This is a genomic window from Enterococcus florum, from assembly GCF_004309355.1.
Classification (GTDB): Bacteria; Bacillota; Bacilli; order Lactobacillales; family Enterococcaceae; genus Enterococcus_A; species Enterococcus_A florum.
Window position 1 is genome coordinate 134,909 of record NZ_BJCC01000034.1, and the last position, 21,632, is coordinate 156,540.

Genomic DNA, 21,632 nt, shown 5'->3' on the forward strand with positions numbered 1-21,632 from the left:
TTATCGATGAATGATCCAGCCTTGTTTACTTTATGATGTTTTAGCTAATTTGCTGCCGATTTAAAGCTCTTGAAAGAACAGGCACGATCACGATGGCTATGGCCCCTCCCGTCAATGCTGTGACCAGCTGTGGAAACGAGAAGGCCCCCGAGACCATGGCCGCTTGAGGAGCGGGCATTTTTAATAAGATTGGAACTACGAATTGGACCACAGAGAGATAAAGAACTCCAAATTTTACCACTGCAGCCACGATTGCTGCGATCAATAAGCTGGCAATGTTCTGCTTCTTGTCAATGCCTGCGATCATATGCCAGATCGTCACTAAAACTGCATTAGCGATCGCTACACAAAAAACGATCTGCGGAAAAGCCGGCCCAATCCCGAACATAAAGGCAAAAAATGGGGATAATGCAGCGATCGTCAACCCACTTGCCAATCCTCCTGTAGTTACTGCTACGATCAAGATCAAATTGACCAATGAGCCGGTCACTAAAGTGTTGCCTAAACCAGCAGTCACTGCCTGAATTGCAATCAATAATGCCAATAATACTGCTGTTTGAGTGATCCATAATGCTTTTCGATTCATATTGTCGGGTAAATTTGATCGTTTATTCACAAATAAACCCTTTCACATCCTTCCGCTTGTATTGAGTTGCTCGTTGCACATAAAAAATAAATAATGACGCTTAGTTGATACATTAATTGTACCAGATATATCGCAGAAATTAAAAAGGCTTTTTTGAATTTGCGGTATTTGATTTTGCTTCTCTCCCCTACTACAACATTTAACACTTGAATTTTCATTCACTGACAAGATACTACCTTTCGTTACCGATGCAGCTGCCGCAACGGAGATGCCATTGTTCACTGATGAGATCGATCGTTTGGAAATCTTCGCTGCTAACACCGGGTTCAAACAACCATAGACTAAAAGAACCCCATGGACAACAAAAAGTTTTACTAAAAAGCGTCCAGCTGAACCGATTTGAATTCGATTCATGCCAGACGCCTTTTTAACTGTCTTCTTGTTCGCTACATGCCATTTCGCTTAATTTTCTTTTCCCAGCTTTTCGTGTAAATATGCTGATCGTTTTCGCTCACGTCCATCTGTCCAGTAAGATAAAAGTAATCTTTGTCTGAGGTTTGTGTTGTGACAATGTCCGAATTCGTCCACCATCCTTCACGACCGATCCGCATATTTTGTGTGATCACATATTTGGCGGAAAGCGGGTTTCTGTTGGAAACCGTCAATTCTCGCTTCAGATTGTGCTCTACGGTCACGTCGATCTCATCAAATCGATAGATCCCTTCTCCAAATACACCGCCAATGCCGTTGGTGATGCAGGTCCAAGCATCGTTAACTAGATCATACTTGATTTCCCGCTCTACTTTGCCTTCAGAAAGTACGGTTGTTGGCGTCAAGGCAGCAGACTGGGCTTCAGGATCCGGTCCTTTAGTGTCTTCGCCGCTGAATATCGGTAAAGTGAATTTGGCCTCATGCAGGTTGAGCGTCAAGCTGTACTCTTCTGGCAGCGGCCAAAACATCGGCCAAGCATTGTTGGCTAACGACAAACGGATTCGATGACCTTTCTTGAAGCGATGTCCGCAGCAATCCAACCCAACAAAGGCATTCACCTTTTCTCCCGGCGTAAGCGGAACAACCTTGTCATGTCCCTGCAAGTGTGTCAGATTCATCACCCCATAAGAAACACGCGTCGAGGCTCCGTCTGGCGCCACATCACATAATGAAGCATACAACATGGCATTCGGCTTATCACTAGACAGTTCAATCTCGATTCGTGGATACCCAAAGATGTTTACATCTGCTTCCAGCACCTCTGAATCGAAGCTGAGAGCCAACCCATTATCGATCCGCTGATCTCCTGGGGATTCTCCGGGAACCCCTGCTCCCATCCATTCGTTAGCCAGCAAGGTGTGCGCCAATGGTGTCCGTAAAAGAACCTGTTCCTCTGCAGTCGCACGCTTATCAACCAACTGTCCATAAGTTAATCGATAGTTTTTTGAAGCAACGGCTTTAGACGGCCAGTCTTCGATTGCAACCCATCGTCCCTTGCTTACGGGTATGTTGGTGGACGGCGGCATACTGTCCTCGATCCAAGCTTGAACCATCGGTCCGTCTAACACGCCATTGTCTTTGCCTTTTAACCAATGGTCCCACCAACGAACGCCCTCCCCTAAGAAATTGATTGCTGGTTCCGGCACGCCATCGTGGGCATAGACATGCGCCCATGGGCCAATAATGCCCTTCTTAGGCACATCAACTCCCTCCAGCAGGCTCAATACTGTGTTCGTGTAGGAATCTGCATACCCGTCTACCGCAAAAACTGGTACTTGAATAGCCGAGTAGTCTTCGCAGACCGAACCATGCTGCCAATACGCATCTCTCGTTTGGTGCTCTAGCCAATTGGCCATCCACAGTGGCATGTTTTCAAGGCGATTCAGCCACATCTCACGCCAACGATCACCAACGATTCGAGGATCGATCGCCCTTGATTGATACCCCAGCATGATTGCTCCCCACCAAAAACTATCATTGAGGATCATTCCACCTTTATAGTGGATATCATTGTTGTACCGATCATCAGTGTAACCAACGACCATCACTGCTTTAAGTGCTGGTGGTTTTCTAGCTGCGATCTGCAGCGAGTTAAAGCCGCCCCAGGATTTTCCCATCATGGCTACTTGACCATCACACCACGGTTGTTTACTAATCCAATCGATAATCTCCAGTGCATCATCCTGTTCTTGCTTTAAATATTCATCCTCCAACAGTCCATCTGATTCACCTGTCCCTCGCATATCCACACGTACTACATTGTAGCCGTGTCCAGAGAAATACCCATGCATCGGATTATCGCGTCCTCTAGTCCCATCTGTTTTGCGATAAGGCAAATACTCTAGAATAGCTGGCAGCGGTTCTTCAGATTTTGGCAGCCAAATTCGGCAGGACAACCGGGTACCGTCCGACAAGGTGTACCATTCATTTTCGATAATCTCCACATCATACGGAAATTCAGTGATGATTTTTTTCACGAGTTCATCCTCCTATGATTTACTTATTTTCAACTGCTGATTGTTCCGCAGCTTTTTGTCTCATTTCTTCTTTATAGCGTTTACCGTAAGTTCTTCCCCAAACCACACATAAAACGGCACCGAGCACTGCCATCGCAATCATAATGCCAAAATAAATGTAATAGCCTGTATTTCCTGCGTAACGGTCCAAAATATTCCCAGCTGCCAATGGTGCTAAGACCTCCGGCAAATACCCCAAAGTGCTGGCTAGACCGATGGCTATGCCGGACAGCCGCAAAGGAATTTTTCCTTCCGACATAAAGGAGAAGAATAAACCATAGTTTGAAAACATCGCTAGATACACAATGCTCGCCGCTACAATCAAAAGAACGATCTGCAGCTGACCGCTGATCCCAGCCACAGCGAGCATGAGGGCGGTGCCGATCCCCATTGCGACGAAGCCGCCGAGCATGACTGTCGACTTACTGAAGCGATCGGCTACAAATCCACCCACCGGTGCTGCCACCAACCGGCAGTATTGCGCCAAAACAGTCACCACTGCCGCAAAAACGGCCGAGGTGCCAATGATATTGGAAGCATAGGGTGTAAAATAATAAATCGACATGTTAAAGGTATAGCTGGTAAACATCAACCCGATAATGATCCAGATCGCCGGCATTTTAAGGACATCGACAATGTCTTGAAGCTTCAATTTTTCACCCGATGCATCTTCTGCTGATCTCGTTGGCTCCTTTACTAAAAATAAAAAGGCGAAACCGCAAACGATTGGGATCACAGAATAAAAAATGATAATCCAACGCAGCCCAGACGCCTCAGTAATTTGTTTTTGGAAGAAACCAAAAATCGCCGTAGCAATTGCCATATGGATTACATTGGTGATTCCCCGTGTTCCTTCAAAAATGCCATATGCCCGACTTTGTTCATCTTCGTTTGCCTGCATCCGCACGATTTTCAACAGAGCCGGCCAAAACGTCAGCAATGAGGTCACTCCCCAAAGTGCATAGATCAAAAAAAGCGCAATGAAGCTGGTGAAAAACAAATGTAAAAAACCACCAAGTCCAGTTGCGATCAATGAAAAGACTAATAATTTTTTTGCGGCAAAACGGTCGGCTAAAATCCCGCCGATCAAATACGAAACCAGTCCCATAAAACCATAAGCACTTCCCAGTGAACCCATCTGTGTGTTGGTCAAGTGATACGTAGCAATATAAGCATCGTAATAATACAAACGAAAATAGGCCAACCCATAAATAATCGATCCTGCAATCGCCAATAAAATGACTGTAAAGAAATTCTTCCGCAATCCCTGCTTTACTTCCTTCGCCGTTTCCATAATGTTCCCCCTTATATCCCAATTTTTGTTCCGTTTCTGTTAGATTCACCTCTGTTTCTTCCTGTAAAAGCGTTATTCATCATAGCACCCGCAACAATAAAAGATGTATCTATAGAAATTTTATCATGAATAAATCCGTCAAACAATGTGAAGTCGCGAACAGAATAAGCTGTGACATGACTGTTACAGCCTCTTGATCCACTCTGTATTAGGTTGCTCTTGAAACGATCTGCTGGCGTTCCAGCAGGACACGCAGCTTTTCCATGGAGAGATTACTAGCAGATTCCTGCTGCATCCGCTTGCGATAACTGCGTGCTGTTTCACCAGTAACTTTCTTAAAGGTTCGACTGAAGACGACCAAACTGTTAAACCCGACTTCCTGAGCAATTGCTTCAATGGACTTATCTGTCATAGACAAAAGAAACGCCCCGCGATTGATCCGTACCCCTGTCAAATATTCCTTGATGCTCATGCCGATATGCGTGCTGAACAATCGTGAAAGATGGCTGCGGTTTACCGCTAATGCTTTTGCGATCTGCTCAACCGTGATCTCTTCAGCGTAATGCTGTTGGATGTAGCTCATCACTTCGATCGCTAGCGGCGAGTGTCCCTTTTGTGTCCCCAAGGTCAGTGTGCCTCCGTCATTTATCAGCAGATAAAACAGTCGATACAATTGCTCGTTTAACCGCAGCTCGCTGGAAAGACTATCCTCGTTGAATGCCATACAGTCCATGATCAAATCAATATACTTTTGGATCGTGGAGGACACCATCGTATATCCGTTTTCCTGAAAAACCGATTGGCGAATTACTTCATCCGCTACTTTTCCGCCAAAAGAGATCCAGCAATACAACCAAGGTTCTTCCCCATCCGCATGATAAAATGTTGAATCGCCAGGCCGAATCAAAAACAGGTCGCCTTTTTTTAATTTGTATTGCTGATCTTTCACATGGTACGTTCCTGTTCCATCCATTACGATGTGCAAAATATACTGCTGGCGAATCGCTGGTCCAAACGAATGAAAGGGCAGATTTTTTGAAAATCCGCAAAAATCAAAAAAAAGATCCCCTGAAAGATAATGATGGTCCTTCTTCAAAAACAATGCCTGTTCCACATGTACCCCTCCTCTTTCTTATTATCGCAAAATGCAACAAAAAGTTAAATAGTTATCACGAAATGCTCTCACCGAGAAAGCGATTACTTGATACACTCATTTTGTGGAAATGCTCGCCCCTTTTCTTGACAAGCATCCAAAAAAAAGCTCCAATGAAATAAACGCTATTTTTCTAAGAAAGGATTTTATTATGACGATCACACAAAGCGAATTTGGACAGGGATATCATTTGATCACATTGACTAACAAGAACGGTGTCGCATTAACTGTATCGGACTTGGGAGCTCGTATCGTCAGCTTGAAGGTTCCGATCGGCGAGGAAAAACGCGAGCTGATATTAGGTTTTGAACATGTCGAAGATTATTTGGAGAAAGACCCCTACATCGGTGCCTCAATCGGACGAACCGCTGGACGGATCGAAAGCGGCCGTTTTACTATCGGACAAAAGCATTTCCAAGTTTTGACCGACCCTGAGACCGGACATACGCTGCATGGCGGATCTCCGGGATTTGAAACCAAGAAATGGGACTACCAACTGGAAGAAAAAAACGGTGAAGCTTCAGTCCTTTTTACCCTTACAAGTCCTGATAAAGAAAATGGATTCCCCGGAGAGTTACAAACTGATGTACGCTACACCTTGACTGAAGACAATACTTGGCGCTTGACCACGACTGGTGTCAGTGATCAAGATACTTTGTACAATCCGACAAATCATGTGTATTTTAATTTATCTGGAGATGTCACTCAGCCGATCGATCAGCATACGCTGTTTCTTAATAGTGCCTACTTTGCACCATTAAGGCCGGATCTGATTCCGCTGGGTGAAAAACAAGCAGTGAATGGAACAGATTTTGATTTCCAAATCGAAAAGGCTTTAGGACCTGTATTTTCTGGCAAGTTTGGGCAAAAAGAACTTTTCGATGGATTGGATCATCCTTTCTTTTTAAACGATCCTCGTTTGAATGTTCCCTCTGCCAAGCTGACCAGCCCTGATAAACAAGTAGCGGTCACTGTAAAAACAGAGGCTTCAAGCGTAGTGGTCTTCACTGCCAACTTTGGTGAAAATGGCCCGGAAATGCGCGGCAAGACGTTGGCTCACCATGGCGGAATCACTTTTGAGACACAAACAGCTCCGGGTGCGGAACAATTTCCGGCATTTGGTTCGATTTGGTTAAAAGCCGGTCAACCCATGCAAACAACGACTATATTCCAACTGGAATTCTGAAAGGAAAAGATGCAATGAAAATCAATCAAGCTTTAGATCAAACATTTGTTGAACATTTCGGCGATAAAGAACGCGCTGCTTATTTTTCACCAGGACGAATCAATCTGATCGGAGAACACACCGACTACAACGGCGGTTATGTCTTCCCTGCCTCCATTACCTATGGGACCTATGGGATCGCTAGTCCCCGGGAAGACGATCAAGTCATCGTCTATTCGACGAACTTTAAGGACGTCGGAGAGATTCATTTTACATTAAAAGAGTTGACTTATGACAAACAGCACGATTGGGCGAATTACGTAAAAGGCATGATCTTAAAACTGAAAGAAGCCGGACATTCTATCGATCATGGCTTTGAACTCGTTGTAGAAGGCGACATTCCCAATGGTGCTGGACTGTCCAGCAGTGCTTCTCTAGAATTGTTGGTAGGTGTGATACTGGAAGACTTGTTTGAGCTTTCTACTGACCGACTGGAACTGGTCAAGCTCGGACAAAAAACTGAGAATGAGTTTATCGGCGTCAACTCAGGGATCATGGACCAGTTTGCCATAGGCTTTGGTCAAGAAAATCAGGCGATCCTATTAGACACAAATACTCTGAAATACGAAATGGTGCCAATCGAATTAGATGGTTATGCGTTAGTGATCATGAATACTAACAAACGCCGTGAACTGGCTGATTCAAAATACAATGAGCGCCGCAGCGAATGTGAAAAAGCATTGCAGCTATTACAACAAAAACTAACAGTCACAGCATTAGGTGATTTAGATGAGGAAACTTTTGATGCAAATCTCGCGTTGATCGGCGACGAAACACTGATCAAACGAGCACGGCATGCAGTCTACGAAAATCAACGGACCCTCAAGGCGAAAAAAGCACTGGTGGCAGGTGATTTGACTCAATTTGGTCAATTGTTGAATGATTCCCACCGTTCGTTGCGAGACGATTATGAAGTGACTGGGCTTGAACTAGACAGCTTAGTGGCAGCGGCGCAGGCACAGCCGGGAGTCCTCGGAGCCCGCATGACAGGAGCAGGCTTTGGAGGCTGTGCCATCGCAGTTGTCAAAGAGGAAGCCATTCCTGATTTTGAGGAAAAAGTGCAAGCCGTTTATGAAAAAGCAATCGGCTATGCACCAACCTTCTACGTTGCTCACATCGGCAGCGGAACTACCAAACTCTAATATCTCAGCGGACACGATAATTCTTCGTGTCCCTTTTTTTGGAATTGGTATTGCTGAAAAACAAGCAAAGAATCCCTCCTTCACGCTGTTAAAAAACGAACAATCACTCTTAAAAAGGAATCTTTTTTTCACTTTTCAAAGCGCCAGCAATCATTTTATGATAAAATGGCAAAAAATAGGAGGGGTTGGATGGATTCTTTTTTAACAAAACTTAATTCTGTGATTTGGGGCGCACCGATGATCCTTTTGATTTTAGGAATTGGTATTATTTTGACCATCGGCTGTCGTGCGATCCAAATTCGCCGCTTGCCGCTTGCGCTGAAGTACATGGTCAAGAACGAGGACGGCGGACAAGGTGATGTCACCAGCTTCCAAGCGCTGTGTACCGCTTTGTCAGCAACCATTGGGACTGGTAATATCGTAGGTGTTGCCACAGCAATTGTCGCTGGAGGACCAGGTGCACTGTTCTGGCTGGAATTAGCTGGATTGCTGGGAATGGCTACCAAATATGCCGAAGGACTGCTGGCAGTCAAATACCGCACCTTCGACAATGACGGCAAAGCTTTAGGCGGACCGTTTTACTACATTGAAAATGGGTTAGGCAAAAACTGGCGCTGGCTGGCAAAATTGTTTGCCTTTTTCGGAGCAATCGCTGGGCTTATCGGCATCGGAACTATCGCTCAGATCAATGGGATCACTTCTGCAGCGGAAACCTTTTTTGATCCTGAGAAATTGAACACGATCAGCCTATTCGGCAATGAGTACTCATGGGCAGTCGTTATTTCTGGAGCAATCGTGACGGTTTTAGTTGCTATCGTATTGATCGGTGGCGTACAGCGAATCGCTCGCGTGTCTGAGATTATCGTGCCATTGATGATCGTGATTTACGTTGGCTTGTGCTTGTTTATGATCTTCATGAACTTAGGAAAACTGCCTGGCGTCATCGTAGAAATTTTCCAAGGTGCTTTTGGCTTGCGTGCAGTCTCTGGAGGTGCCATGGGTGCCATGATGATCGCGATGCAAAAAGGAATCGCTCGCGGAATCTTCTCAAACGAATCTGGTTTGGGGAGTGCGCCGATCGCCGCAGCAGCAGCCCAATCCAAGGAACCGGTTCGGCAAGGATTGGTTTCTATGACCGGAACCTTCATCGATACGATCATTGTCTGTAACATGACAGGGATGGCCATCATCTTGACTGGTGCTTGGCAGACTGGTTTAGAAGGTTCGGCAGTGACGATCTATGCTTTCTCTGAAGCCTTGCCTATTTCGCAGACCATTGCTTCCTTGCTACTGATGATTTGTTTAGCTTTCTTTGCTTTTACAACGATTTTAGGCTGGAATTACTACTCCGAACGTTGTCTCAGCTATTTGACCAATGGCAATACGAAATTTTCAGCCATTTTCCGCTGGGTCTACATCTTCGCAGTTTTTATCGGTCCTTACTTGACCGTTACTGCGGTTTGGACGATCGCCGATATTTTCAACGGATTGATGGCCTTTCCTAATATTATCGCCTTGATCTTATTGAGCCCTGTCGTCTTTAAAGAAACCAAGTCCTATTTTTCACGGATGGCTGAAGCTGGAACAGATGATCTCTCCTCTCTGCCATTGACAGAAGCAAAATTGGACGATGAATATTAAACCTAAAAGGTGTCAATCAACCGATTGATACCTTTTCTAACCTTATAGGAGGGATATGTTGAAAAAAGAATCGGGCGTTTTCGCAGGAATTATTGCCTATGTGCTTTGGGGAATCCTTCCATTTTACTGGAAACTAATGCCAAACATCGGCGCGGTGGATATTTTGTTCTACCGGATCGTTTGGTCACTGGTATTTATGATGATCTATTTTGTGCTGTCAGGGAAGCTGGCGGCTTTTTGGATAGAATTTCGCGGGTTGCTGCAAGACAAGAAAAGTTTTCTAACCGTCGCTTTGGCCGCTGTTCTGATTTCCTGCAACTGGGGAACCTTCATTTACACGGTACACATCGGTCAGGTGCAAGAAGCCAGTCTTGGCTATTACATCAATCCGCTGTTCAATGTACTGGCCGCAGCGATCTATCTAAAAGAACCGTTGACTCGTCAAGCCAAATTAGCGACTGCTTCAGCCGCGATCGGTGTGCTTTTGCTGACGATCCAAACAGGCAAATTTCCTTTGGCCTCGATCATTATGGCCGCCACCTTCTGTATTTACGGCGTGACGAAGAAAAAGGTTGTTTTAAGTGCTTCAGCAAGTTTGACGATCGAGACGATGGTGATCGCCCCAGTCGGCTTGGTGTATTTGATCTTTTTCTCGAAAGCAGGTTTCATGGGCTACGACTTGACGTCGAATTTATTGACAATGGGCGCAGGCATCGTTACAGCGATTCCGTTGCTGTTGTTTGCTTATGCAGCCAAGAAAATGTCTTACGTTACACTTGGTTTTATTCAATACATTGCCCCGACGATCATGCTTTTGCAGGCTGTTTTTGTCTTCCATGAGCCTTACGGCCTGGCTCAGCTGGCGGCTTTTTCTTTTATTTGGCTGGGCATCCTGATTTTCATTGTGGGCAATCTGCTGAACATGCGAAAGGCCAATATCTGATAATACACTTAAAGGACAATCTCAACACGCGAGATTGTCTTTTTTATCCTCCGCTTGCCTCCGAGGATCGTTGTCTTAATCGTTTTTCATCGAGAATACGAAAGCCTGGACCTTCGCGGACGATTAGCTGATCATCACAAAGCTTCTTCAGCAATCGAAAGAGATGTCGGTAGCTCAGCCCTATCGTTGCCGCTGCATCAGTCAAGTTATCTATGAAATAGTGTTTGTAAGCCCCGCGCAAAATGTAAGAACACAGCCGTTGTTCCCCGGTATAAAGAGCCGTAGACAAATAGTTCTGAGAACTGCTGTTTAATTTTTCCGTCAGGCTTTCAGCCAAGATTTTCATAAAAATTAGGTTTTCAAATAAAGGATCCTGCTTGCCGTAGTAAGGCACCTTAATACATCCCACCTCAGAAAGTGCGATAACAGAGGCCACTGCACTAGGAGAGTCGGTCATCAGCTCCACATCTCCAATCAACCCGCTGGACAAATAATAAGACAACACTAAGTCCTTGCCATTCATCGCGGTACTGCAGACTTTGGCTTTGCCGGAAACCACGATCATTAAATAGGACAGCTTGGCTCCTTGTTCCAGGATTGTTTCACCGATCCGATAGGTTTGATACCTGCAGTCAGACTGATGATCGCTAAGTCCATATTTTTTCAACAGTTGAACGTGAGCGTTCAATAAAGGCTGGTTGCGCATCTTTTTCTCCTTTTTCTCAGAGTATGACATATGTCCTAGTGACTTGGCAATAATCTACACTAAGATAGGACTATGGAGGTGAGTAGTATGTACCTTATTTTCTTACTCATGGCTATTGGTTTCATTATTTATGCTATTCAAACCGCTAAACGCAAAAAAACAATTCGCTACCATCAATCGATTGCTGTATATGAACAGCAGCGCAAAGAAATGGTCCTGTGTCGGGCCAAACAGCATGTGCAGGCTGAATCGCGAAGCTATACGGTCGATCCATTCGCGGTTTCCATCGTCTGCCCCCACTGCTGGACCAAACAATCAGCAAAACGATCGACCTGTGCTGGCTATCATTGCCGTACGAGCTTTACTAACCCAAATATTAAAGCCGTCAGTTAACAAAATGCCTCTTCTGTAAATCGGATGCGCCTTGATTTCTAATTTTACGAAAGCGTGAGATAATAAAGCCGCAATACTTATCAGGAGGGATTCTCATGAAAATTGGAGTTTACGGCGCCGGCAATATGGGCAGTGCAATCATCGAAGGACTGATTCGCTCAAAAGAGGTACAGCCTTCCGATCTTTTCATTAAAGGCGGAAAAAGCCAGACTGCAGAAAATCTGCAAAGAAAGCTGGGATTTACCTTAGTCGAACAAGAGGAACGCTTGGCTGAAACAACATTGATTTTGATTGCAGTTCATCCCGATGGTGTGCTGCCGATCCTAGATCAACTGCCGGAAAAGATCACGAAGGAAAAAATTCCAATCGTCTCAGTTGCCGCTGGTGTCGATTTGCCGGATATGACCGCCATTTTGGGTGAGGATTATCCGATCGCTCATTGCATCCCAAACACCCCAGTACGAGTCAATGAAGGCGTCTTGGGCATTTCCTACAATCCACTGATTACGCCCGAGGCCAAACAAGTGATCGATCGAACCTTAGCACAGCTAGGCACAATGATTGAAATCGATGAATCCCTGCTGGAAGTAGTCAGTGCAGTCGCTGGTTCGGCTCCTGCGTTTGTCGATATCTTCATTGAAGCATTAGCTGATTCGGCGGTCTTGCATGGCGTCAATCGTCAATTGGCCTACCAAATAGTCGAACAAATGATCAAGGGTACCGCAGCGTTGGCTCTTCAATCTGGCCAGCACCCTGCTGTCTTGAAGGATGCTGTCACTTCTCCAGGGGGGACCACCATTAAGGGTGTCGCGGCTTTGGAAAAAAATGGCTTACGATACGCTGTGATCGAAGCTGTTAATGAGACACTGAAGTGACCACACACTAAATTAGACCTGGAACAGGCTTGTCTGTTCCAGGTCTAATTTTATTGTTTCAAACTTTTTTCGTATTCGTCACGCCATTTCCTGGCCACCTGCCGCGTCCCTGGTTCAAAGAAAATTTCTTCTGTCCCCGCGTCTCTTGCCTGCTGGTAATACCATTTTTTCCAGCGCAGAAAAGCTAGGTTTGCTTCCAATTGGTGGATCTTGGCTTCCAATACTGCTTCTTGTTCAATGATAAAATCGTAGCGCTGCGGCAAAGTACTGTCTCCTATCATGCACCATTCCATGAACTTAGCGATCTCCTTGACGGGGATGGCAGATTTTTTTAGGCATTCGATCACTTCGATATAACCTAAATCATCCTCTGTGAAGATTCTTCGACCGCCAGCAGTTTTTTTAACAAAAGGCAGCAATCCTTCCTTATCATAGTAACGCAACGTGTCTGCAGGTATCCCGTACATGTTTGAAATCTCTCCGATTGAATACATCAAACGTCCTCCTTGACTTGGAGTAACCTCCAAGTTCTATACTAAGAGTACTTTAACAAAGAAAGCTGGAATTGAACATGAAAAAACCTTTAGTCGTCATTACAGGCGCAAGTTCAGGCTTCGGTGCTGAAATCGCCAAGCTGTTTAATCAGGAAGACTATCCGATGCTGCTGCTAGGACGCAGAACGGAAAAAATCAAGGGGCTGCCTTTGAATTTTGACGATAGTTTTGTGGATTCCGTTGACGTGACTGACATCGATGCATTGAAGGCAAGTATTAAAAAAGCTGAGGCCATCTATGGACCTACAGATCTGCTCGTCAACAATGCCGGCGTGATGCTGCTGGGAAATGTCCAGAATCAACCTGCGACAGAATGGAAAACCATGCTGGACACCAACGTTTTAGGCGTGTTGAACGGCATGCAGGCTGTTTTATCCGAAATGATGGAGAGAAAACACGGCACAATCATCAATATGTCTTCCCTGGCCGGACGAAAGACCTTTACCAACCATGCAGCCTATGTGGCTTCAAAATTTGGGGTGCACGGGTTAAGCGAGACCATTCGTGAAGAGGTTTCCAGCTACAACGTTCGGGTTTCACTGGTCGCTCCTGGAGCAGCCGAAACCGAATTGCTGACCCATGTAACGGATCAACATGCGTTGTCCGACTACCAAGCATGGAAAGATTCAATGGGCGGCATCACGCTGGATCCAGCTCGCGTCGCGCAAACGGTCAAATTCATTTATGACATGCCGCAGGAAGTCAATATCCGCGAGATCGATATTGCTGCGACAAGACAAGACGGTTAAAACAAGACGATCAGCAGAAGTATTTTTCTCTGCTGATCGCTTTATTTTTCAACTGTCCATTTCAATTGAAAGTCTTTTAAAAACCCGTTTGCCCAAGTCACCTCATTGCGCAAATACAATTGTCCATATTCTACGATCCAACCATGCAGCTTTTGTGCTTGGCTTGTGGTAAAGCTCTCCGGCAGCAAGATGATCGATTGTAATTTTTGATAATTTAGCACTTGTTCAACACCGAGTCGTTGAAATAGCCGCTGTGCGTATCGGTCGGCAATAAACGCGATTTTCTCGAAAATGAAAACCAGCAGCACATCCGCCGTCTCAAAGCCGACCCCTTTGATGGCCAACAGTTCTTCACGCAGTATTTCCTGCTTTTTTTGCTTGATTCTTTCTAAATCAAACCCATAAGTTTCCGTCCACTGAAGCAGCGCCTGGATTGTCTGTGACTTATTTTTATAAAAACCACTCGGCCGAATCAGTCTTTGCAAATCCGCCAGGTCTAAGCCCAACATGAACCTGGGCTCAAAATCCGTCGCTTCTTTCAAATTGACTAATGAATAATCCACATTTTTCCAGTTCGTATTTTGCACTAAGATCGCACCAATCATGATCTCCCAAGGGTCATCCGTGTCCCACCATCTGCGTTCGCTCATCTGTTGCTCCATTTTTGTATACAATTCTTCCAGATTGACGATTCTTTTTTTCATATTGAACGACTTCCTCTTCCTTTTCTTCATACCATTCAAGACGATTTTTTGACCATTGAAGCAAATTTTCTTTTTTTTATTTGAGACCTTGCTAAAATAAAGTTCATCAGTGCAAAAGAGATTGGTTAGGAGGAATTGAGATGCTGCTATTCTTATTTATTTTATCAATTGTTAATACCGTTTTATCGATCGTGACCTATTCGATGGTCAAGAAAGACGGAAAAAACAAGCTATACTCATTTTTGTCCGTGATTCAAGGAGCCAGCGGCGGTGCTATGATGGGGATACTGCTTGTGCTGGTTTTATTGGGCAGAACACTCGGCTAAAAAGATGGTGCGTTCTGAAGTCAGGACGCACCATCTTTTTAATTTTGAGGTCTTCTTGCATATCCTGATTTAAAACACGACACCGATGCCTTGCTCCTTGGCTTTATCAACGATTTGACTAGCTACGATCACATCGATCACGGCTGTTCCCACTGATTTAAAGATCGTGATCTCTTCATCAGAAGTCCGTCCCTCCACTTCGCCTAACAACACTTGTCCCAGCTCACCAGAATATTTTTCCTTGGGAATATACTCTTCGCGCAAAGGCGTCATAAAGTCTCCAGCATTGTTCAATACACCCTCAGTCGTATCAAAAATGACACGATCGGCTTTTTTGATCAATTCTTTAGGTACTTCAAACATGCTCGGTGTGAAGGATCCGATCGCATTGACATGGGCGCCTTGCTTGACCCATTCAGCCTCAAACGTCGGAGTATTAGAAGGAGTCACACTAGTGATAATATCGGCCCCTTCGACACACTCACGACTGGTTTTGGTCGCTACCAGTTTTGCATCGTATTTATCCTGCAGCCGATCAACAAATTTTTCTGCCCGGTCCTGAGCCAAGTCATAAATTCGCACCTCGGTCAAACGCCGTACAGTCAGCATCGCCTCTAGCTGTTTCTCCCCTTGTCCTCCAGTACCGATCAACGCGCCGATTTTCGCATTTTCCCTTGCCAAGATCTCCGTTGCCGCTCCTTGCAATGCCCCGGTACGCAGCTGTGTCAGATAAGTTCCGTCTAATAAAGCAGTAACCAGTCCCGTTTTAGGGTCCATGACGATCATCGTACCGGTTACACTAGGCAGTCCTTTTTCAATGTTGTGCAGATAGGTCGAAACGATTTTCACTCCAAGCGAGGGATCCGAACCACCAATATAAGCTGGCATATAGGAACTGACACCTTCTTCCTCTCGCAATTCTAAATTGGTTCGTAAAGGTGAGTTTGTCTCCCCTTTTGAAAAAATCATCAAGGCCTGTTTATCGGCCTCAATAGCTTCCCTCATACAAAATGTCTGCATGATATCTTCCTTCGTTAAAAACAGCATTTCCCTCACTCCTTCATTTTTTCTGAATTCAAATTATGCTTGTCCTTCTTCGTTTAAAAATGCTTCGATATTCTGAATCACCTTTTGTGCCAAGCGAACCTTTGCCATCGAGGTCAAGCCGGCACTATGCTTTCCTGCGAAAACATTATTCAAACCAATCACTTCTTCACCGATTCCAGCCGCTGTGTCGCAAAAGGCAAAGGTGTTTGGCAGCTGCAGCCACTGTTTCAACGCTTGGATCTCATGAGAAGGAGCGATCGACAGATTCATCAAAATCTTTCCTTCCCCCATGCGTTCAAATTGTTCTTGCTTCAATAAAACTACATTTTTATTCAGCGCTGTGATGACGATGTCAACGTGGGTCACTAAATCGTTCAACAGATAATAATCCATGGACAAACGATCTTCCAATTCCGACTTTCGCGTACGGCTGTAATAAGAAACATCCGCCCCAAAAAAATGCAACGCTTCTGCTACTAATGAGCCGACTGTTCCCATTCCGATCAGGCCAACTTTGACACCGGTCAGCTCCATTGGTTCATCCTTCCACATGACCTCGCCTCGTCCTTGCAGCAAGCGCACCAGCTCACTGATCACGTATTCCCGTACCCCTTCGTCACCATAATCCCGAATTCCCGTCACCACGATCCCTTTTTTTTGGGCAACTCGAATATCCACATTGGCACTTTCGGGCGAATACAGGCTGCAGCACATGCCAATATAACGAATTGTCGGACACGCGTCCAAGACCTCCTGATCAATCGCGCTGGTGAAGCTCAACATCACGCAATCAGCATCCCCGATCCGTTCAATGATCGCTTCATTGTTTTTAGGAATATCGCTGTAAAAGGTACTTTCTTCTGCATACCCCTTTAAGCGCTCATTCCACTCTGGCAGCAGCTTCGTTGGTTCGATCGCCACCATTTTTTTAAACTTTATTTTTTCCACAAAAAAACCTGCCTCTCCGGATTCACAAGTCAATCATAACGTTTTCATGAGCGACTCGTCAATTGGAGAGACAGGTTATTTTCGATTTAAGTTATTTTTTGCGGTCTCTGATTTTTTTCGTAAAGTAGCCGATCGCTACAACGGAAAGAACTTTTACCAATAAAGATTTGTGGTGACTATCTTTTTTTGAATAGTCGTCTTTCTTCTTATCTGCTTTCTTGAAGCGGTAGTCGATTTGGTCCATAGGGTTGCTCCATTTTTTGCCGATTTCTTTTCTCATTGTATAATCTTCCTTTCTCGGTGGCATACTGTCTAGTCGTCGATGTTCCAAATTGTTGCGGTTGGCGTAATTAAAGGATTCTCCATCCATGATCTGTTGTTCAAAATAATACTGCTCCTGTTTGGTAGGATAAAGCTTATCGTAGTAAGAACGTTCAGTGATCAATTTCCTGTTTTGATCAAACACCAGTACGTTCCACTGACTGACGAAACGCTGCTTTGCATCCAAAATAAATTCGGAATGAAAGTTCGGTGTCAGCCGTTTTCGATTTTCTTGTCCAGACTGATAAGCTTCTGTTTTCAAAAATTTATTGTGAAAACGAGCTCGTTCGGCAATTAGCTTCCTTCCGCCGAGCCCGCCTTGTTTTTTAGCTGTTCGAACATAGGCAGCCAGTGCTGCCTCATCCGTTTGCCCATGGCCAAAGTTCCTTCGAATATACTGAATATTGTTCCGGTCAATGTACATTCGCAGTTGGTGGACGCGTGGATCATCTAATACTTTTCCCTTAAAAGCCGTCTGAACCGTGTGGGCCCATAGTGCTAGGAACTCAGCATGGGGCGGCATTTGCGGATCAAAGCGATAAGCCCCTGTTAGCTGCAAGGTTCCATTCTCCAGGGCAGCCCCTAGCTGATTTAGCACCAGCTCGATCTTTTCTCGGGAAGAATATCGACAAGCCTTATACATCTTAGTGTAGATCGAAGAGCCTATCAGCTGTTCCTGCTCGTACAATTGGATTGTTCGCCGCAGGGCCAGCTGCGAAGAGCCATGCCCTCGCTTCTTCTTCAATTCATCGAAAAAAACTTCCGCTGCTGCGTCGTCCCACATTCTGCTCATTGTCAAACTCCTTTGATCTAACTGAAGAAATAATGCGCCAGCTTAATGTTGCTGTCCAAGGTTCCTTTTTCACATTTTAACTGGAAGCTGTTCATTTGGGTATCAAAATCCATCGTTAATTGCTCGCCCAAACTTGGTTTCTCGTGTTTGGAAATGTAAACATTGAATTCTGGATTTTGGATTCTCGTATCATACCCCTCTACTGGCGTAAAGATCGGCACGATTTGAAAAGCACTGCCCTTGGCACAAAACCATTCATGTGCTGCAAACCCGTTGGAAGGGTCATTTAATGCGATGAGAAAGGCCTTATCGTCGCCAACTTTTCTATTTAGCACTTCTGCAGCAGAATCCGTTACATAAATCTCCATTTTACTCGCTCCTTCTTTTATCTCAAGTTGATCTTTCTCAACAAGGATCGTCAAAGTTCAACCCGACTTTTGTGAAGAAAGGTAAGTCGTAGTATTTTTCTTCTCACATTGGAAGTTCTCTGAAAAAGCAGTCATATCCGAATACCTTTGATAGTACTTTTTCAATGGGGAGATAAATTCTTCACTCCAAGGTTTGATATGTCCAGAATAGTGAATGATTTGCGGATTGCGGCGCGTTTCAAAATATTGTTGTTCACCTTCTGCCTTCGGATGCTCCACTTCCCGTTTCATGATATAGCTTTGGGCATTCCATTTTGGATGCAGCTGCAGCCATTGATCATGCAAGATCGCATTCAACGCATCTTGGTCGTGGAATCTTAGTTTTTCTGGATTGTCTTGAATAAATTGCAGAACTCGATTGGTAATGTTCTCCTCCAGCCACTTTTCCATATTGATTAGCATAAAGCCTGAATTGAAATAAAGATTCGACTTGGTTTCGATCCCCATCTTTTCCAAGCGATGGTGGAATCCGGCATCCTCAACTGCTGCCAAGGTATACCCTGTTAAATCGACATTCCATAGATCCGAAATATCCGTCAACGCAATCATGTCACAATCAAGATAAAGAATTCTCTCCAGTCCTTTGTTGCGGAACAATTCTGGAATCGCGATTCGATAATACGCAGTTTGCGGAATGCGGTCGCTCTCCACCACATCTTCAAAATATTTTTTATCGATCGTCAAAAAATACAAGGAAGCATTGCTGTATGCTTTGATCGTTTCTCTCATAAGTCGTTTGCTGGCAATGCTGATCTCATCATCGATCACATAAAAGTCAAACGTTACTTTAGGGTTCTTCGCATTTTCCAGTACAGAAACAAAAAGTGCTGAAACATGCGGAGAAAAAGCATCGTTGCTGCTTGAAACAACAGTTATCTTTTCTTTATTCATCGTACATCCACCACTTTCTCAAAAATACTTTCATTTAATAAATCCATGTACAAGTCTTGGTAAGGATGTCCTACAAGAGTGTTCCAAGGTTTGTCATGTCCAGTAAAGTGCACCACCGCAGGCAATGCCCGCCCCTCTTTGTAAAGCTGATCATATGCCTCATTTGGTGCAGGATGCTTAGCCGAAATCAGCGAAGACTGCATGTTCCATCTCGGATGGAACGGTGCCCAGTTTTCGTAAAGGACCGCATTTAACGCATCTTGGTCATGATAAATGATTTTGTCCCCGTTGGTTTTCAAATACTCAATAGTCCTTTCAGTGATGTGCTGCTGATTCCAGCTTGCTACATCGATTACCATGACGCCAGAATTAAAATAATAGTCTGTTGAGTCCACTCCGAGACGTTTTAATGCTTTGGTTTGACCAGGATCGATCACAGCACCAATCGTCTTGCCCTGCAAACTCTGATGGTACAATTTAGTGATGTCGTCCAATATCAGTGTATCAGCATCAATGTAAAGTATCTTTTCGTAATTTTTCTTCGCCAACAGTTTTGGCATTGAAATTCTAAAGTATGCAGTGGTCGTTATATGATCACTGACTAAAAAATCCTCATAGACGGATTTGTCTACTTGGACGAATTGGATAACCGCGGAATCCGAATAATGCGCCGCGGTTTGCATCAGCTTTTCTTTACTAGAATCGGAAAGTGCGTCATCGATCACATAAAAACGGATCGGTGTGTCCTTTGAAGTTTTTTCAAGTAAAGAACGAATCATTACACTCAAGAAAGGAGCGTAATTTTCGTCAGCAGCTGTGACGATGGGAAGTTCTTTGATCTTAGAGAACATAATGTTCATCACTCCTATTTCGAATTTTGTTCGTATTTTCCAGATACGTTACAAATCAAACATTAGACCCTCTCCAAATATTTAGCAAAAGAACTGCTTTGACACCCTTATCATTTTTGCAGAATTCCTTTAAAAAAGCCCTAAATTCGATGTTTTTCCTATTTCTTAACTTTTTCTAAAGTTTTTATAGATTCCATTGTTTTTATTTTGTAGTTGTAATCACATGAGCATTTAAGTATCTATCTTTTCATAAATAAGTTATTCTTAAATTGGTTTTGCTAAAAAAAACAGCTTATTTTTCAACAAAACACACCCTTTTTTAGCCATTTATTGGTCAAAAATCGTAAAACTTTATTTATCGTATGTATCGCATTACAGCAGATAGAGGCTCTTAAAGAAATGGAACCCATTGGAACAAAATACGAAAAAGGAAGGATTATTATGAAATTAGTAGCAGTAGATCTTGATGGAACTCTTTTAGATCCGGAAGGACAAGTTTCCAAAGAAAATGCCCACGCATTACAGGAGTTTGACTCTCAAGGAGGAATCGTCGTCTTAGCAACTGGCCGTTCGATCCTGTCCGCCAAAAAAGTCTTTGCTCAGCTGCAATTAAGCGGCTACACGTTGGCTTCAAACGGTGCTTACGTGGCAAGAGTAGAAAAAGGCGAGGTCAAAGAGATCTTAAAAAGCTATGTGATTTCAAAGGATACGGTCCAAACCTCACTTCGCTTGGCAATGAATGCTGCAGTCACTGTGGTAGCCAGCAGGGAAACACAAGACGATCGAATCTTTTTTGAAAAAGAATCCTCCAGTGTCGACAGCCCTTACTACGCTCAGTTTAATTTGAAAGACTCCTCCGCCGAAGAGTTGATGCGCCAAATCGAGAGTGGAGAGATCAGCTACTTCAAATTGGCCTTCACTGACAGCGACACCAGCAAGCTGGTCAAATTAAGGGCTCAGTTAGAAAAACACAAGATCAACAGTTCCTACTCGGATAAATATTGGCTGGAGGTCATGTCAGATGGGGTGAATAAAGGTGCTGCTTTAAGCTTCTTGACCCATTACTTGTCTGTTGATCTAGACGACGTGTTGGCTTTTGGGGATCAGGAAAATGATTTAGAAATGCTGAAAACCAGCGGATTTGCCGTTGCGATGGAGAACGCTGCGCCCGCTGTGCGAAAAACAGCCAATAAAATCACCAAATCAAATGAAGAGTCCGGAGTCGCTTACGTGTTAAATGAGTACATTAGCGAATAAACCAATCGAAAAACGGCTAAAGACGTGCTATGCTACCCCTATCTAGGACAAGGAAATAATTAAATCCTAGATAGGGGTATTTGTTATGGGAAAAAGAAGGATGAAGCTCAGTGCAGAAGAGCGCATAAAGATTGTTGAGAGTTATCTTAGACAGGAAATCAGTTTAACTAGTGCAGCTAAAGAAGCCCAAGTTAACGTGAACACAGTCAGAAGATGGTGTGCTTTATATGAAAATGAAGGGCCCACTGGTCTGATTGCCACGAATAAGAATAAAAAGTATTCGAAAGAATTGAAGCTG

At 44.2% G+C, this 21,632-nt stretch carries 24 protein-coding genes; 10 read left to right on the forward strand and 14 right to left on the reverse strand.

Translation table 11 applies throughout. The features are described from left to right. Nucleotides 1-40: 40 nt before the first annotated feature. The 5 genes from NRIC_RS17455 to NRIC_RS17475 all read right to left on the reverse strand — a co-directional run bounded on the left by NRIC_RS17455 (nt 41) and on the right by NRIC_RS17475 (nt 5,501). A complete protein-coding gene (locus NRIC_RS17455) occupies nt 41-616 on the reverse strand; it encodes an ECF transporter S component (RefSeq protein WP_227873849.1) in 576 nt (191 codons plus the stop codon). Between the two features lie 12 nt (nt 617-628). Beyond that, nucleotides 629-1,000 (reverse strand): hypothetical protein, encoded by a 372-nt coding sequence (locus NRIC_RS17460; protein ID WP_146623995.1) that lies wholly within the window; start codon nt 998-1,000, stop codon nt 629-631. Nucleotides 1,001-1,032: 32 nt separating this feature from the next. Continuing rightward, nucleotides 1,033-3,054 carry a CocE/NonD family hydrolase gene (locus tag NRIC_RS17465; protein ID WP_146623996.1) on the reverse strand — a complete coding sequence of 674 codons (2,022 nt, stop codon included), beginning with the start codon at nt 3,052-3,054 and terminating at the stop codon, nt 1,033-1,035. A gap of 19 nt (nt 3,055-3,073) precedes the next feature. Next, nucleotides 3,074-4,387, reverse strand: coding sequence for an MFS transporter (locus tag NRIC_RS17470; protein WP_146623997.1), 1,314 nt, complete (start codon nt 4,385-4,387; stop codon nt 3,074-3,076). A 208-nt stretch (nt 4,388-4,595) separates the two neighbouring features. Then, nucleotides 4,596-5,501 carry an AraC family transcriptional regulator gene (locus NRIC_RS17475; protein ID WP_146623998.1) on the reverse strand — a complete coding sequence of 302 codons (906 nt, stop codon included), beginning with the start codon at nt 5,499-5,501 and terminating at the stop codon, nt 4,596-4,598. A 190-nt stretch (nt 5,502-5,691) separates the two neighbouring features. Between NRIC_RS17475 and NRIC_RS17480 the strand changes: the two genes are divergently transcribed. The 4 genes from NRIC_RS17480 (at nt 5,692) to rarD (ending at nt 10,491) form a co-directional block, all read left to right on the forward strand. Then, nucleotides 5,692-6,726 carry a galactose-1-epimerase gene (locus NRIC_RS17480; protein ID WP_146623999.1) on the forward strand — a complete coding sequence of 345 codons (1,035 nt, stop codon included), beginning with the start codon at nt 5,692-5,694 and terminating at the stop codon, nt 6,724-6,726. A 14-nt stretch (nt 6,727-6,740) separates the two neighbouring features. Then, entirely contained in the window at nt 6,741-7,907 is a 1,167-nt protein-coding gene (locus NRIC_RS17485) for a galactokinase (protein WP_146624000.1), read from the forward strand. Between the two features lie 189 nt (nt 7,908-8,096). Next, nucleotides 8,097-9,548: an alanine/glycine:cation symporter family protein gene (locus NRIC_RS17490; protein ID WP_146624001.1), complete on the forward strand. Its 1,452-nt coding sequence runs from the start codon at nt 8,097-8,099 to the stop codon at nt 9,546-9,548. A 55-nt stretch (nt 9,549-9,603) separates the two neighbouring features. Continuing rightward, nucleotides 9,604-10,491, forward strand: a complete 888-nt coding sequence (gene rarD / locus NRIC_RS17495) for an EamA family transporter RarD (protein WP_307720549.1) — start codon at nt 9,604-9,606, stop codon at nt 10,489-10,491. A 43-nt stretch (nt 10,492-10,534) separates the two neighbouring features. Here the strand turns inward: rarD and NRIC_RS17500 are convergent, their stop codons facing one another. Further along, nucleotides 10,535-11,197, reverse strand: a complete 663-nt coding sequence (locus NRIC_RS17500; RefSeq protein ID WP_146624003.1) for a Crp/Fnr family transcriptional regulator — start codon at nt 11,195-11,197, stop codon at nt 10,535-10,537. Nucleotides 11,198-11,284: 87 nt separating this feature from the next. Between NRIC_RS17500 and NRIC_RS17505 the strand changes: the two genes are divergently transcribed. Both NRIC_RS17505 and proC read left to right on the forward strand, forming a co-directional pair. Next, on the forward strand, nt 11,285-11,590 hold the full coding sequence (locus NRIC_RS17505; RefSeq protein WP_146624004.1) for a hypothetical protein: 306 nt from the start codon (nt 11,285-11,287) through the stop codon (nt 11,588-11,590). A gap of 95 nt (nt 11,591-11,685) precedes the next feature. Beyond that, nucleotides 11,686-12,465 carry a pyrroline-5-carboxylate reductase gene (proC, locus tag NRIC_RS17510; RefSeq protein ID WP_146624005.1) on the forward strand — a complete coding sequence of 260 codons (780 nt, stop codon included), beginning with the start codon at nt 11,686-11,688 and terminating at the stop codon, nt 12,463-12,465. 50 nt (nt 12,466-12,515) lie between these two features. Here proC and NRIC_RS17515 read toward each other — a convergent pair whose 3' ends face one another. Continuing rightward, nucleotides 12,516-12,959 (reverse strand): MerR family transcriptional regulator, encoded by a 444-nt coding sequence (locus NRIC_RS17515; protein ID WP_146624006.1) that lies wholly within the window; start codon nt 12,957-12,959, stop codon nt 12,516-12,518. Between the two features lie 77 nt (nt 12,960-13,036). Here NRIC_RS17515 and NRIC_RS17520 point away from each other — a divergent pair, with 77 nt between their 5' ends. Next, a complete protein-coding gene (locus NRIC_RS17520; protein WP_146624007.1) occupies nt 13,037-13,768 on the forward strand; it encodes an SDR family oxidoreductase in 732 nt (243 codons plus the stop codon). A gap of 41 nt (nt 13,769-13,809) precedes the next feature. On the opposite strand, the gene NRIC_RS17525 is transcribed toward NRIC_RS17520, so the two are convergent. Then, entirely contained in the window at nt 13,810-14,472 is a 663-nt protein-coding gene (locus tag NRIC_RS17525) for an endonuclease III domain-containing protein (protein ID WP_175580145.1), read from the reverse strand. A gap of 140 nt (nt 14,473-14,612) precedes the next feature. Between NRIC_RS17525 and NRIC_RS17530 the strand changes: the two genes are divergently transcribed. Continuing rightward, complete coding sequence (locus NRIC_RS17530; RefSeq protein WP_146624009.1) at nt 14,613-14,798, forward strand: hypothetical protein; 186 nt, start codon at nt 14,613-14,615, stop codon at nt 14,796-14,798. A 69-nt stretch (nt 14,799-14,867) separates the two neighbouring features. Here the strand turns inward: NRIC_RS17530 and NRIC_RS17535 are convergent, their stop codons facing one another. The 6 genes from NRIC_RS17535 to NRIC_RS17560 form a co-directional block, all read right to left on the reverse strand. After that, the gene (locus tag NRIC_RS17535) at nt 14,868-15,845 is read right to left on the reverse strand and encodes an ornithine cyclodeaminase family protein (RefSeq protein ID WP_146624010.1); all 978 of its coding nucleotides are present in this window, start codon (nt 15,843-15,845) and stop codon (nt 14,868-14,870) included. 33 nt (nt 15,846-15,878) lie between these two features. Next, on the reverse strand, nt 15,879-16,793 hold the full coding sequence (locus NRIC_RS17540) for an NAD(P)-dependent oxidoreductase (RefSeq protein ID WP_227873850.1): 915 nt from the start codon (nt 16,791-16,793) through the stop codon (nt 15,879-15,881). Between the two features lie 91 nt (nt 16,794-16,884). Further along, nucleotides 16,885-17,907, reverse strand: a complete 1,023-nt coding sequence (locus NRIC_RS17545) for a DUF3114 domain-containing protein (RefSeq protein ID WP_146624011.1) — start codon at nt 17,905-17,907, stop codon at nt 16,885-16,887. Between the two features lie 17 nt (nt 17,908-17,924). Next, nucleotides 17,925-18,275: an iron-sulfur cluster biosynthesis family protein gene (locus NRIC_RS17550; protein ID WP_146624012.1), complete on the reverse strand. Its 351-nt coding sequence runs from the start codon at nt 18,273-18,275 to the stop codon at nt 17,925-17,927. 57 nt (nt 18,276-18,332) lie between these two features. Next, entirely contained in the window at nt 18,333-19,226 is an 894-nt protein-coding gene (locus NRIC_RS17555) for a glycosyltransferase family 8 protein (protein WP_146624013.1), read from the reverse strand. Continuing rightward, nucleotides 19,223-20,077: a glycosyltransferase family 8 protein gene (locus NRIC_RS17560; RefSeq protein ID WP_146624014.1), complete on the reverse strand. Its 855-nt coding sequence runs from the start codon at nt 20,075-20,077 to the stop codon at nt 19,223-19,225. The genes NRIC_RS17555 and NRIC_RS17560 overlap by 4 nt, the downstream gene beginning before the upstream one ends. Before the next feature lie 441 nt (nt 20,078-20,518). On the opposite strand from NRIC_RS17560, the gene NRIC_RS17565 reads away from it, so the two are divergent. Then, a complete protein-coding gene (locus NRIC_RS17565) occupies nt 20,519-21,334 on the forward strand; it encodes a Cof-type HAD-IIB family hydrolase (RefSeq protein ID WP_146624015.1) in 816 nt (271 codons plus the stop codon). Nucleotides 21,335-21,419: 85 nt separating this feature from the next. Continuing rightward, a partial coding sequence (locus tag NRIC_RS17570; protein WP_146622013.1) for a helix-turn-helix domain-containing protein occupies nt 21,420-21,632 on the forward strand: 213 nt, incomplete at its 3' end.